Consider the following 13857-nt stretch of genomic DNA (forward strand, 5'->3'; position numbering starts at 1 on the left):
ATTTACTGTTACCCCCTCTATGAAACAATGAAATATGGAAAAATCCCCTACCCCTGCTCGTTTCCTCTTTTATTAAAATCACTTAGTTGGATTTTTCTCAGGGACATTAATTGGTCCAAGATTTTCAAGTACCTCAAAGGTTAGCTTTCCATCTTTGAATACATTTTTCACCATATAGAAATCTTGAACTGGATCATGTGTCTTTGCATCAATAGTCAATTTTCCTCGTGGACTTTCAAATTGAAGACCTTTGAACACCTTAACTAAATTTTCAGTCTCCTTATTTCCTGCTTTTTCAATGGCAATAGAAATGGCTTTAGCCGCATCATATCCATAAACAGCAGAATAGTCTGGTTTCTCACCGTATTTATCCTCATAGTCTTTGACAAACTTTTTATTAACCTCATTATCAAATTCAGTCGAGTAATGCTGTGATGCAATAACTCCATCAACACTATCTAATATCGATCCGACAATGGCCATATCATTTGTAAGATACGGTGTACCTAATGGCATTACATCCTTTAACCCATACTGATCATACTGCTTTAAGAAGCGTGTGCCATCAGACCCAACAATAAAGATGGAAACAAAATCCGCACCGGAATCTTTAATTTTTGTCATAAAGGAAGAGAAATCCTTTTCCCCTTGCTTTGGCCATGCACTTCCAACCACTTCTCCACCCGCTGCAGTAAACGTATCTTCAAATGCTTCCATTACCTCATGTCCTGCAGGGTAATCAGAACCAAGAATAAACACTTTCTTTCCAACATTTTCTGCTAAGTATTTCGCTGGGGAGGTTCCTGTCTGCCAGTTCGAAATAGCTGTACGATAGATATAGTCACTCTTTAATTCCCATGAAAGATCATTCGCTCCAGCATTAGGATTCACCATGATGATCTTATCTTTTTCTACTTCTTTTGTAAGAGAATATAAAACAGAGCTAGAAACAGGTCCAATTAATAGATCAGCGCCAAAACCATCGACTAAATTTTTATATTTTCGTAAGGCAACCTGTGGCTTTCCTTCAGAATCCTCAAATTTTAATTCTACTTTGCTATCATTGATCTTATAATCATGTTGTTCAAAATATAATTCCACACCCTTTTTAATATTTTCACTTAGGGGTGCTAGTGGACCAGTCAGGGCTAATAGCCCTCCGATTTTAATCGTTTCCTCTTTATTGCTAGAAGCGCTTGAACTACATGCCGTCAAAAACAGTGAAAAAGTAATTAAGATAATCAGAATTTTTAAGTTTAATAGCTTCTTCAAGCAAAAACCCCCTATTTGTTTAAGATGTTTTCATTATGCTTATGAAACGTTCTTTTTAGCGAACTAGAAATTTGCAGTGCGGCTTCTCTTCCTTTATCCCACTTATCCCACATACTGAGAAAAGGATGAATCATCCCTGCATAACATTTGTATTCAACCTGTACACCTGCTTTCTTTAATCGGTCTGCATAGATTTCTCCATCGCTCGTTAAAGGATCATATTCCGCCGTGATAACTAACGCCTCAGGGAAACCACTTACATCCTCAATTTGTAATGGACAGGCTAACGGGTTATTTCGATCTTCCTTCGAGTTAAGATAGTTTTCCCAGTAAAACTCAACTTGTGCAGATGTTAAATTATAACCAGTAGCATATTTTTGCTGGGAGGGTGTTTGAAAGTTATAATCTAACATTGGATAGACCACAATTTGTTTGACAATGGGAATGTTATTTTCTTTGGCCAAATAGGACATTGCCACTGCTAAATTCCCACCAGCGCTTTGTCCGCCCACAGCAATACGGGTGGTATCGATTCTTAGTCTGTCTCCATTTTGATGAACCCATTTTACTACTGCAAAGGAATCGTTAACTGCTGCTGGAAATTTATGTTCCGGCGCTAATCGATAATCAACGGAAACAACGACGCACTGTGCTTCCTTAGCGATCAACCGGCAAAGGCCATCATTCATATCTAAATTTCCAAGAATGAATCCGCCGCCATGAAAGAAGATCAACGCCGGAAACTCCCCTTCTCCATCAGGTGTATAAACCCTAGTGAGGACGACTTCATCCATATAGGATATTGTGAAGTCTTCTACTTTACCGATAGGGATGAACTCTGATTCTGGCGGTCTATTACTTGCAAATGCTTTTCGTGCCTTTTCCAATGATGTAGTATCCATCGCTGGTTCACTATTCATTTTCCCTATCACTTTTTCCACTTGCGGGTCTAACGACATTTACTTCCCCCCTATAAAATACAAACGTTTAAAAGAATTGGATGATTATTCAATCCAGTAGTCACTATAAGTTAGAAACTACTGGATTTTATCAAGAGTTACTTGTTATTGATTATCAGGTACATAGGCAACCGCTTCAATTTCTACATCTACACCTGCACGTGGCGGTGAGGCTTCAACCGTTGTTCTCGCAGGCTTTTGGTTTGGAAAGTAGGAATTATAGATCGCATTAAATTTCGGGAAATCCTCGATTCTTCTTAAATAACAATTCATTTTAATCACATGATCTAAACTACTACCAGCTGCCTCCAATACGTTAATAATATTTTTCATTACGGCGTGCGTCTGAGCTTCTACATCTGTTGGAAATTCATTTGTTTGTGGATCTAAAGGCCCTTGTCCAGATAGATAGAGTAGGCCACCGTACTGTACTGCTTGTGATAAAGGAGATTTTACTCCTTGCGAAAATCCTGGTTTAGCTGCATTATCTGTTGTAATTACTTTTACTTCCATTCCAATTCCTCCTCATAATTTCAAATGATTGTCACCAAACTTTTTTACTACTATATTGGAATTGTTTTATGAGATCAGCTATCCTACCATCCCCTTTAAGGTCTTAGTTCTTTTGCTTGAGATTAATTTACTTGAAAAACAATTCATTCTCAACTTAGTTATTGCAAGATTTGCAATATTCTATAAAATTTGATAATTCTATAAATTTTTATTATGATTGAGCTTAATGAATGGAAAGGGTGACAAAATGATTAGTCGGATGGATGGAGAAAATAAAACCAACTACTATAGTTCAGTTACTAATGCATTAAGGATATTGAAATCTTTTTCTGAAGAGAATCCTGAGGTGACGGTCAAGCAACTTTCAGAAACGTTGGGACTATCTACCAGTGTGACAAGTCGATTATTATCTGCCTTAACAAAAGAAGGATTTGTGTATAAAATCAAAGGTACGCAAAAATTCCGCCTAGGTACTTCTGTATTATCCATTGGAGGGGTTCTTATTTCTTCATTAGAAATACACAAAGAAGCCATGCCACATTTGGAACGGCTTGTAAGTTTAACTGGTGAAACCTCTCATTTATCATTTTTAGAAAATAATCATACTGTTTACCTTTGTAAAGTAGATTGTGGAAATCCCGTACCAACAAAAACACATCTTGGACGAAATAATCCATTGCATTGTACAAGTACCGGAAAAATATTAATGGCTTATGATCATTATGACGTCTTCGATACGGTCATAACTGAAGGTCTAGTGGAATACACACCCTACACCATTACAAATCCAGAAACCTTGAAAGCTCAGTTAAAGAAAATCCGAATGGAAGGATATGCTGTGGATATGGAAGAACATTCTTTAGGTGTAGCATCTGTTGCAGCTCCAATTCGCGATTACACAAATCGTGTGATTGCAGCTGTTAATATTGTCGGTCCAATCCAAAGGGTCAATTCCAAAACCATCCCACTTCTTTCAAAACATGTAAAATCGATTGCAGAATCAATTTCTCAAGAAATGGGATACTTTAATAAAAATCACGCAAGAAATGGGTGATATCTTGAATAAGAGTACATGGGGGAAGCTTCATTAGGTGTTTACCAATTCTTTTTGGTAGTAATACTCCAGCCTATGTGCTAAAGCATTACACAACCGCACGAAACTCCCCCATGTTCTAGTTAATTTCACTCCAGGCCTGTTTCAATAACTGTACGCCAAGCTGGATTTCATCCAAGGTAAGATTGGCAAAACCAAGTCGAATCATTGGTTGATCAGGGTGATGATGGACATAGTATATGGATGTTGGATATACTTTTACACCATTAAGGAGAGCCTGTTCAATGAGCCACTGTTCTGAGTGCTCTGTTAGTACCTTGATTAGTAAGTACAGACCAGATTCCTCGCCTATTATGGAGATGCTGTTCGGAAATTGCTTTTGCAATTCGGTTACGAGATATTGTACTTTTTTCTTATAAACAACACGCATCCGTTTAATATGACGATTCCACTCCCCTGCTTCCATAAATAGAGCCATCGTCAACTGACTGACTAAGGAAACCGTGCTTTCAAAATGACGGAATCTGTGCTTATAGTGTTGTAAAAGAGGTTGTGGTAATACCATGTAACTTAACCGAAGTCCTGGAAGAAAGGATTTCGAGAAGTTTCCTAGATAAATCACTTTTTCTGAATCAATGGAAGCAAGTGCAGGAAACGGATGCTGCGTATAGCGAAATTCACTGTCATAATCATCCTCGATTAAGTACCCCTCCCTTTTCATGGCCCATTGAATCAGCCTTTGCCTTTGTTGAACGGACATGCTTATCCCATATGGACAATGGTGGGACGGAGTTATGTAGATCATTCTTGATTTCATTTGCTCAAGTATGGAGAAATCAGCACCCTCTTCAGTAATAGGCAAGGTCTCGAATGCAAAATCATGTAGCTGAAAGGCCTCTCTCACACCGTCATACCCAGGGTCTTCTACAATCATGCTTTGGAATTCTTCTCTTAAAATAAATCCAAGATTCATCAGCAATTGCTGCGTATTACTTCCGATAATAATAGCATCTTCCTCTGTTTTCACGCCGCGGGATTGAAGTAAGTAAGCAGCTATTTGTTGACGTAAACACTCTTCACCAAAGCGGTCTCCGTATTTATAGGTTTCCTTTTGGGATAATACTTGATTTGAGTATTTTCTCCATGCTTTTAGCGGGAAATACGATTGATCCACTGCCCCTGCGCGAAAATCAACCTGAACCGGAATTTGTACTTTCTCTAGTTGATTTTGTTGTTGGAAACCTTTGCTGGCTGCCTGCGCGAAATCAGGTTCTAACTCGTTGGCAAAGTAGCCACTACGCCCTGCACTACGAATATAGCCTTCCGCAACAAGCTGTTCATAGGCTGTTAAGGTGGTATTCCGACTAACCTGTAACGAATCTGCCAGTTCACGAATAGAAGGTAATGGTTCATTTGGAAGGATAACCCCCTCCTCAATAAATCCTCTAAATTGCTCATAGATTTGCTTGTATTTTGGAGTATCCTCTTTGAATGCAAATATCGTTTTTTTCATTCCTTCTCACCTTTGACATGTGAATTTATTTGAAACTGTACCTTTTAAGATGTCAGTTGATATCATACTATACATGTATAGTAGAAATCTATTGTCAGGGGTTCATAGGACTAGAATTTAATTTTATTGGAATCACTTTTTTTCAGAAAAAATTTCTGTATTCTCAGAAATCAACTAACAAGAAAACAAGTTTTACGAAGAAACACAACCAAATAGTAGGAGGATTTAATCATGAATCAAAAAAATTTACTTGTATCGATTGAAAATAAAGTAGCCGTTGTGACAATCAGCAACGATCCTGGCAATAAATTAAATACAGAGGTCTACCTCGAATTCACCCGCTTAATGGACGAATTAGAAGCCAATGATCAGGTCAAAGCCATTGTCATTACAGGTGATGGGGAAGAAGCCTTTGTAGCTGGTGCGGATATCAATGAAATGGCAGACTTGGATACCGTTGGAATGATGGATTTAACACAAATTACACGAATTTCGTTTTCTAAAATTGAAAACATTAGAAAGCCGGTAATTGCAGCGATAAATGGAGAGACACGCGGTGGCGGCTTTGAGCTCGCTTTATGCTGTGATATGCGTATTTCCTCTGAGAGAGCACAATTTGCCTTTACTGAAATCAATTTAGGCGTAATTCCTGGAGGCGGCGGTACACAGCGAATCCAGAAAATAGTCGGACAAGGCATCGCAAAAGAGTTATTGTATTTTGGTGAAATGATTGACGCCAAGCGTGCTTACGAATTACAAATCGTCAATAAAGTGGTTCCACAGCATGAACTTTTATCAACAGCAAAAGTATGGGCAGAAAAACTTGCAGAAAAAGCACCTGTCGCCTTACGAATGATGAAATTAGCTGTAAATACGGGCTCCAATGTTGACCTTGAATCCGCTTTAACGATTGAGGCCACTTGTTATGACGGTGCCTTTGCCACAAGGGACTGCAAAGAAGGTATGGCCGCACGTCTTGAAAATAGAAAGCCGCATTTTATTGGTAGATAAAAGCAATAGGACATTTTTAGGTTTTTTGAATTTTTTCTCCCTCGATGAGAAGGGTTCACCGTTTCAGCTACCGCAAATGAAACGGTGAACCCTCCTTTTGTTTTCCCAACTGAATGTTGATTTTACTGTGTTTGAAAAATAAACGGTAAAATGAAGTTGAATAAATTTCTGAAATATATGAACCACGTTACTGACCAATCAGATTTAAATAACTTCATGGATTCATTGTAATTATCCACAAAGTAAGAACTACAACAGCTCCACATCCCTCATATCTTAACAAATAAAATATAACTAGTAATTACAAGTGACAATTTATGAAAAATACAAAAGGTATATAAATACTCTGACCAAATCCCAAATATAACTAGAGCTGCAGATGCGCATTATGGATGTGTCTTTTCTTGAAACAAATGACAAGTGACTATCCTCAACATTACTTCAATCTATATTCCTAGCCTTCAATTTCAGAAGCAAGGTATTTTTCTACAAAACTCAAAAAAATCTTAGCACAGGGTGATAGATAACGTCCCTCACAGTAAAAGACAGAAACCCAGCGTGAAAGAGGTGGATCCAAGGAGATAATAGAAATGGATGGTCCCGGAGACTCCGCCATTAAACGCGGTAAAACTGAAACTCCTAATTTCTCTGCCACCAGCGTACGTGGAGAGGCACACTCGTATGCAATAAACGGCTCAAAGCCTTCTCTACGGCACGCTGCAATTAATTGCGAACGAATTCCGGACCCCGCCTTAAAGGATACAAATGATTCTTCCCTAAGCTCATTAATGGAAATGATCTTTTTCTTTTCCAGTGAATGCCCTTTGGCAACAGCCAAAACCAATTCATCTCGATAGAGCGTTTTGGAGCCTATCCTCTTTGGCGTCACTAAATTGATTAAATGCGGTGAGTATTTAACATCTAATGTGTGGGCCAAGGCAAGGTCTAATTCTCCCTTCTTGAGAGCATCCAGCAACGGTTCGGTAGTATTCTCCCTTATAAGCACGTTAATTCCAGGGTACTCTTTCCCAAACTCTACGAGCAACTTTGGCAGCCTAGTTTGTACAAGGGATTCTAGCGCTCCTACCATAATGTTGCCGTGCGGGTAGTTTATGACCACTTTCACTGAGTCTTTTGCCTTTTGCGCTTCTGCTAAAGTCTTTTCAGCACCAATATAGAATTGTTCCCCAGCCTCTGTTAAGGTTACTCCTCTTCCGGTTCGTTTAAATAGTTTAACGCCAAGTTCTTGTTCCAAATTACCTATCTGTTGCGATAGGGCCGGTTGAGCTATGCTTAGCTTTTCGGCTGCTCTTGTAAAATTATTTAATCTTGCTACTTCGATAAAGTAAGTTAACTGTCTAAGTTCCATTTATTTTAAACCACCTTATGATATAAGCAAATCTTATACCTATCATAATATATATATATTTTTCTTATTAATTATACAGTATTATAATTTCTTCTAAAGTAAAGGGAAATGTTAAAACATTTATTTATATAAAGGTGGTTATTGGGTTGGCTAGAAATCAAACATTACTCTCTTCCTGTAACGAAAAAGAAAGAAGTATTGTACATGGATAACAACAAACGTCCTTATTATGGTTGGTATATTGTTCTATCTGCTACAATGATTGTTTTGCTTTCGAATGGAATGCGGATGGGAATTGGCCCTTTTATTGAACCCGTTATGGATGATTTAAATCTGTCTCGAACAGAACTATCGATCATTATTGCGATTGGGATGATTGTTTATGGGATTGGGATGCCAATAGCGGGACTTCTTCTGAAAACTTTTAGTACGCGCTTTATGATATTAACGGGATTAACGATTATTTGTTTATCGATCGTGTGGACGGTCAACGCCAAAGGCCTTATTTCTTTTCTACTTTCTTTTGGTGTTTTCCTATCGCTTGGGCTTTCCTTTTTAAGCAATGTCGCTTTATCCCCTATTATCAGTAAATGGTTTGTTAGGCAAAGAGGCAAAGCCCTTTTTTATCTCGCAACAGGTGGAATGGCAGGTATTGCAGTAATGACCCCACTAGAAACATGGCTAATCCAACTTGTAGGGTGGCAGGACACACTTCTTCAATTTGCAGTCCTATTCATCCTTATCTCGGTTCCTTCTGCCATTTTTATTATGAAAGAGAATGTTCCAGATGGGGCTGACATGATAGGGAATGTCGGCAATCCAGAAAAACAAGAACCACCAGGTATTCATGTGAAAGATGCAATAAAGACAAATGCTTATTGGAAAATCGTTCTCGGATTATTCGCTTGCGGGTTTGGGATGAACCTTTTAGGTTCTCATGGGGTACCTATGTTGATAGATCATCAGTTTGAGCCAATGGTTGCTTCTTTTGGTGTTGGATTGATTGGGGTTGTTGCCATGTTCAGCACATTTGCCTTAGGTCATATCGCAGATCGTTTCCCTAGAAAAAAGTTATTATTTTTAGTGTATCTGGTTCGTGGCCTTGGATTTTTAGGTTTAGTTTTAGCAGCTACGAATTGGCAGCTCTTTATGGTAGCATTTAGCGGCGGATTAGTGTGGGCAGGCTCTGTTGCTATGTCCACTGCTATTTTAAGTGATCTTTTTGGAACACGTTTACTTGGCATCCTGAATGGTTGGGCATACTTCGCTCATCAAATAGGTGCAGCCTTGGGTTCGTTGCTTGGCGGCTGGTTATATGAAGCTTTGGGCACTCATTTCTATTCATTTAGTACTGCAGCAGCACTTGCGATTATCGCTAGTCTAACTTCCCTTACATTGCCAAGCCATTTATCATTCAATAAGCAAATGAATCTAGATGAACGACATTCTATAGAGATAAAAATATAAGATTTTATTACTGGATAAAAGAACATGCAGAATTGAATAAGGGTTGGATAAATCTTTCTTCGTAAGACTCTAAGTAAAACTATACTTACATTAATTCCCAAAGACTTTATAGGTATAATGTACTATACTAACCAAGTGAAAAGTCATAAAACATTCATAAACTATAAGGGGAAATGAATATGAAGAAAACTTCTACAGCCTATATCTTATTCTTCGTCGCTATATTTGGCATCGCAGGTCTTCACCGTTTCTATACTGGAAAGATTGGAACAGGTGTCATCTACTTATTTACGTTCGGACTTTTCGGTATCGGCTTACTCTATGACCTATTTACTATTCCGTCACAGGTTAAAACATATAACGCGTTACGCAATGCATCACACCATCAACAGGTTGTCGTAAATGTTGTAAATAATAATACAGTGAACTAAGAGATTGCCATAAGGCAGTCTCTTTTAACTATTGAAGCTGTTAGGCATGTTAGTATGTTGGCTTTTGCTTCCTTATTTATAACTTATTTATTTCTCGCAGCTGGAATCTTTTCTAAAAGTGCTTTTTCTACATGATTTGGAATAAAACCGGATAACCTGCCCCCATTAAAATAGACTTCTCTAACTATACTTGAACTTAGAAAGGAATATTTTTCTGCGGAGTGAATAAAGAAGGTTTCAGCCTCTTTATATAGATTTTTATTGGTCAAGGCCATCTGTGCTTCATACCCATAATCTGTTAGTGTTCTCAAACCTTTGATAATGGCTCGATAATGGTGCTCCCTCATATAATCTACAAGTAATCCTTCAAATGTATCGACTTTGATTTTTTGATTGTTCTTAAAAGACTCTTCAACAAGCCTTCTCCGCTCTTCAAGTGAAAATAAGTATTGCTTATTTGAATTAATCATCACGGCTACGACAATTTCATCAAAAAATTCACTCGCCCGTTCGATAATATCGATGTGTCCATTTGTAACAGGATCAAAGCTGCCTGGATAGATTGCTTTCATTTCGTCACCTCAATTTTCCATGTTTTTTCTTTATCTTTCCCTTAATTTCTTAGAAGATAACGGCCGCGGAAATGAACCGTTTAAGCGGATCTTCTGTTTGGAGCGGCTTACACAATGAAAGAATGGAACGACATCCGGCTTTAATTTACATACCAATTTTTCAACCGCATATAGAAAATACGCGAATCTTATCTTCTTCATAATTTCGGTAGTATAACGGCATTTATCGCTACTTAAGCAAGATTTTTAATCCATCTTCAGTAACTATCACTTTCAGATTGGATGCTTGGTTCCCTTTTGTCGTTTAAGTACAGCTCCGCGGGCATCAGATTGGGTCTTTGGTTCCCTTTTGCCGTTTGAGTACAGCTCCACGGGCATCAGATTGAGTTCTTGATTCCCTTTTGCCGTTTGAGTACAGCTCCACGGGCATCAGATTGGGTCTTTGGTTCCCTTTTGCCGTTTAAGTACAGCTCCACGGGCATCAGATTATGGTCTTGTGATTCCCTTTTGCCGTTTGATAGGCTACTTTTTATCCACTTTCAGTAGCCTATTACCCTTATCAAAATTGATTATGGACAGCACCAACGGATTTCGTACAATACCTATAAAGAATTGCAAACGCAGAAACATTTTCAGCAGTTAATGCTCTGAGAGTCTTCCATAAAATTCAATATGGTCATCATTCAAATCTATCATACCAAATTCATCTAAAACAAAAGGGACACCGATGTGTCCCTTTAGAAGCAATCAAAAACCACTTTTAATATCTGTTAGATTGTCATTTTTTCCTCAACCTTTTGCTCCGGTTCCTCTACATTTCTAAATTTAAAAATGGAAATCACAGTTAACATAGCTACAATCACAAGGCAAGTAATGATACTCACACGATTCTGTTCATTAAATACGAACATGACACAAATAATGCTTAACGTAATGGCTGTTATTGCCGTTATATATGGAAAGCCCCATAATTTAAAGCTTGGCTCTTTCGGATAAGATTTGCGAAGCTTAAGCTGCGCTAGACAAATACTAATCCATACTAATGATACGACAAAGCCAGGAAACGCCATCAATAAAGTAAATACCCGATCCTGGTCAACTAAGGCGATCAAGGCTCCGCAGAATAGGATAACGGCACTAAACAATAAGCTGTATAGTGGTACACCGTTTTTTGATACATAGCTAAAGGATTTTGGAGCTTCTCCTCCTGTTGCTAAAGAATGCAACATCCGCGTACAACCATATAACCCAGAGTTAGCTGCGGATAAAACGGCTGTAATTAAAATAAAATTCATAATGTGAGCTGCTCCCGGCAGACCGGTCATGGATAATACTTGGACAAAAGGACTTGACTGATCGCTAAGCTCATTCCAGGGAATCAAACCGCAGATAATGAGGATTGGCAGCGTGTAGAACAGAACCACTCTTACGATAAAGCTTTTAATCACCTTAGGTAACACACGTTCCACATCTTGTGCTTCTGTTACGGTTACTCCGATTAATTCAGAGCCTCCGTATGAAAACATAACAATTAATAGTGCCGGAAAAATGGACATCCACCCATTAGGAAAAAAACCGCCATGCTCTGTAAAGTTTTGCAAATAGTTCGATTCGCCGCTTGGAATTATTCCAAATAAAATAGCTGCTCCCAAGACGATAAATAGCATGATCATACCAATTTTAATTCCAGCAAACCAATATTCAAACTCCCCATAGTTTTTTACATTCAACATATTGATTCCAATGACTAAGGCTGCACAACCTAAGCTTAATATCCAGAGCGGAACATTTGGAATCCAGTATTGCAAGAAAAATCCTGCCACGACTACCTCAATGATGCATACAGCCAGCCACATGACGCAGTACATCCAGCCTACAACAAAGGAAGCACGGCTGCCCAATCCTTTTTGAATAAAGCCTTTCATATTTGTATTCGGATACACAATCGCCATTTCCGCTAAAGCTCCCATGACAACAAGAAGTAATACCCCTGCGAACATATAGGTTAAAACAACTCCCGGTCCTGCTATCGATACGGTTTCAGCACTCCCCTGAAAAATTCCAGTACCGATCGCTCCCCCCATTGCCATCATACTTATATGCCGCGGCAACAGGTTCTTTTGAAGTGATGCATGATTGGATCCCATTACGTATTCCCCCTAAACTTTATCGATCAAAAAGTTTGCTTTTTCGATTTCCTTGTTACCCTATTTTTAGTAATTAAACAGTACTAATGTTCAACCGGGAAGACTTTTTTAGTAAGCGCTCGCATATTCTGTTTATAACAACCCATGCAGCATGAGCGATATTTGCCTAAGTTGCATGGGTTATATGAATGGGTCAATTTCTGCTAGTTAACTGTCCATATCCATGGATGTTCAATCCATTGCTGTAGGAATTGAATGGACAGGAAGGAAAGGTCCCATAGAGCTTTACGGAGCAGTCGCCTTCACCTTTCCTATTTACGAACATCCCATTTAGGGCGCTGATTATGAGTGAAAAAGCTATTTTGTTTTTTTGCGGCTTCTATGCGCATGTCGCAAAGTCGGTTCGCCGCTTGAGCAGTTGTGATGTCATCCAATTCTGCCTGCCGGTAAACCTCTAATAATGATGTGTAAATCGATTTTGTTTTCGTTAAAACACGTTCTTTGTTATAGCCGTATAGCTCATCTGCTACTTGAATGAGACCTCCGCCATTCACGATATAATCGGGTGCATAAACAATGCCTTTGTTCTTTAGCACTTCTCCATGTTTTTCAGCTAAAAGCTGATTATTAGCCGATCCTGCTATCGCCTTTACCTTTAGCAGGTCGAGCGTATCATCGTTGATAATTCCACCGAACGCACATGGAACAAATACATCCGCATTCGCTGAATACACTTCATCACTGCTTACTACACGCACGATGCCGCCCAATTGTTTCGCACGTTCTTGAATCGCTTGAATGGCATTTTCATTAATATCCGTTACGTACAGGTCTCCACCTGATTCAAGCAGCTGTTCGGCTACTTTGAATCCTACTTTTCCAAGACCTTGAATGGCGTACGATTTTCCAGATAAATCGTCAGTGCCAAACACGACTTTACTCGTTGCTTTTATACCATATATAACTCCAAGCGCTGTGGGGATAGAAGAATCACCACCGCCCCCGTAAGCTTCAGGAATTCCGACGATGCATTGAGTTTCCTTTGAAGCATGAATGAAGTCATCGATTGAAGTTCCCATATCTGTACCTGTATAAAAACGGCCGTTTAACGAATCAACAAATTTACCGAATGCTCTAAACATAGCCGGTGTTTTGTCTGTTGCAGGGTCACCAATGATGACTGCTTTTCCTCCTCCAAAGTCCACATCAGCAGCCGCACATTTATAGGTCATCCCTTTCGATAGACGCAGTACATCTTCTAATGCCTCATCCATCGTACGATATGGGCGCATCCGACAGCCGCCCAATGCCGGACCTAGTGTTGTATTATGTATGGCAATAATCGCTTGCAGCCCTGTCGCAGGATCATTGCAAAAAACGATTTGCTCATGTTCATGCATTTTTTCTAACACGGTTTCCTTTGCCTGTACAGATTGTTTGATTGCCTTCATCATTATACCTCCTCATTATCATTATGACTATATTGGAAAACTTCTTTTGGGTTTCCTTGTAGTCAAACTATTCCGATAATTATTTTTATCTATTTAGA

At 38.9% G+C, this 13857-nt stretch carries 13 protein-coding genes; 4 read left to right on the forward strand and 9 right to left on the reverse strand.

What is annotated here, in order from left to right:
* Nucleotides 1-78 precede the first annotated feature (78 nt).
* The 3 genes from ACHUFV_RS10860 to ACHUFV_RS10870 all read right to left on the reverse strand — a co-directional run bounded on the left by ACHUFV_RS10860 (nt 79) and on the right by ACHUFV_RS10870 (nt 2744).
* A complete protein-coding gene (locus tag ACHUFV_RS10860) occupies nt 79-1272 on the reverse strand; it encodes an ABC transporter substrate-binding protein (RefSeq protein WP_394233950.1) in 1194 nt (397 codons plus the stop codon).
* 11 nt (nt 1273-1283) lie between these two features.
* On the reverse strand, nt 1284-2231 hold the full coding sequence (locus ACHUFV_RS10865) for an alpha/beta hydrolase (protein ID WP_394233952.1): 948 nt from the start codon (nt 2229-2231) through the stop codon (nt 1284-1286).
* A gap of 105 nt (nt 2232-2336) precedes the next feature.
* Nucleotides 2337-2744 carry a RidA family protein gene (locus ACHUFV_RS10870; RefSeq protein ID WP_394233954.1) on the reverse strand — a complete coding sequence of 136 codons (408 nt, stop codon included), beginning with the start codon at nt 2742-2744 and terminating at the stop codon, nt 2337-2339.
* A gap of 247 nt (nt 2745-2991) precedes the next feature.
* Here ACHUFV_RS10870 and ACHUFV_RS10875 point away from each other — a divergent pair, with 247 nt between their 5' ends.
* Complete coding sequence (locus ACHUFV_RS10875) at nt 2992-3798, forward strand: IclR family transcriptional regulator (protein WP_394233956.1); 807 nt, start codon at nt 2992-2994, stop codon at nt 3796-3798.
* A gap of 118 nt (nt 3799-3916) precedes the next feature.
* On the opposite strand, the gene pdxR is transcribed toward ACHUFV_RS10875, so the two are convergent.
* Nucleotides 3917-5311 (reverse strand): MocR-like pyridoxine biosynthesis transcription factor PdxR, encoded by a 1395-nt coding sequence (gene pdxR / locus ACHUFV_RS10880; RefSeq protein ID WP_394233958.1) that lies wholly within the window; start codon nt 5309-5311, stop codon nt 3917-3919.
* 231 nt (nt 5312-5542) lie between these two features.
* Between pdxR and ACHUFV_RS10885 the strand changes: the two genes are divergently transcribed.
* Entirely contained in the window at nt 5543-6322 is a 780-nt protein-coding gene (locus ACHUFV_RS10885) for an enoyl-CoA hydratase/isomerase family protein (protein ID WP_394233960.1), read from the forward strand.
* A 454-nt stretch (nt 6323-6776) separates the two neighbouring features.
* Here the strand turns inward: ACHUFV_RS10885 and ACHUFV_RS10890 are convergent, their stop codons facing one another.
* Complete coding sequence (locus tag ACHUFV_RS10890) at nt 6777-7691, reverse strand: LysR family transcriptional regulator (protein ID WP_394233962.1); 915 nt, start codon at nt 7689-7691, stop codon at nt 6777-6779.
* Between the two features lie 204 nt (nt 7692-7895).
* On the opposite strand from ACHUFV_RS10890, the gene ACHUFV_RS10895 reads away from it, so the two are divergent.
* Together ACHUFV_RS10895 and ACHUFV_RS10900 are read left to right on the forward strand one after the other, a co-directional pair.
* Nucleotides 7896-9158 (forward strand): MFS transporter, encoded by a 1263-nt coding sequence (locus ACHUFV_RS10895; RefSeq protein WP_394233964.1) that lies wholly within the window; start codon nt 7896-7898, stop codon nt 9156-9158.
* A 179-nt stretch (nt 9159-9337) separates the two neighbouring features.
* Nucleotides 9338-9589: an NINE protein gene (locus ACHUFV_RS10900; RefSeq protein ID WP_394233966.1), complete on the forward strand. Its 252-nt coding sequence runs from the start codon at nt 9338-9340 to the stop codon at nt 9587-9589.
* 83 nt (nt 9590-9672) lie between these two features.
* On the opposite strand, the gene coaD is transcribed toward ACHUFV_RS10900, so the two are convergent.
* The 4 genes from coaD to ACHUFV_RS10920 all read right to left on the reverse strand — a co-directional run bounded on the left by coaD (nt 9673) and on the right by ACHUFV_RS10920 (nt 13759).
* The gene (gene coaD, locus ACHUFV_RS10905; protein ID WP_394233968.1) at nt 9673-10161 is read right to left on the reverse strand and encodes a pantetheine-phosphate adenylyltransferase; all 489 of its coding nucleotides are present in this window, start codon (nt 10159-10161) and stop codon (nt 9673-9675) included.
* A 30-nt stretch (nt 10162-10191) separates the two neighbouring features.
* The gene (locus ACHUFV_RS10910; protein ID WP_394233970.1) at nt 10192-10362 is read right to left on the reverse strand and encodes a hypothetical protein; all 171 of its coding nucleotides are present in this window, start codon (nt 10360-10362) and stop codon (nt 10192-10194) included.
* Nucleotides 10363-10931: 569 nt separating this feature from the next.
* Nucleotides 10932-12308 (reverse strand): amino acid permease, encoded by a 1377-nt coding sequence (locus tag ACHUFV_RS10915; RefSeq protein ID WP_394233972.1) that lies wholly within the window; start codon nt 12306-12308, stop codon nt 10932-10934.
* Between the two features lie 311 nt (nt 12309-12619).
* Entirely contained in the window at nt 12620-13759 is a 1140-nt protein-coding gene (locus ACHUFV_RS10920; RefSeq protein WP_394233974.1) for a Leu/Phe/Val dehydrogenase, read from the reverse strand.
* Between the last annotated feature and the right edge of the window lie 98 nt (nt 13760-13857).

This window comes from Niallia oryzisoli (assembly GCF_043641075.1).
In the GTDB taxonomy this organism is placed as follows: Bacteria; Bacillota; Bacilli; order Bacillales; family Cytobacillaceae; genus Bacillus_BD; species Bacillus_BD oryzisoli_A.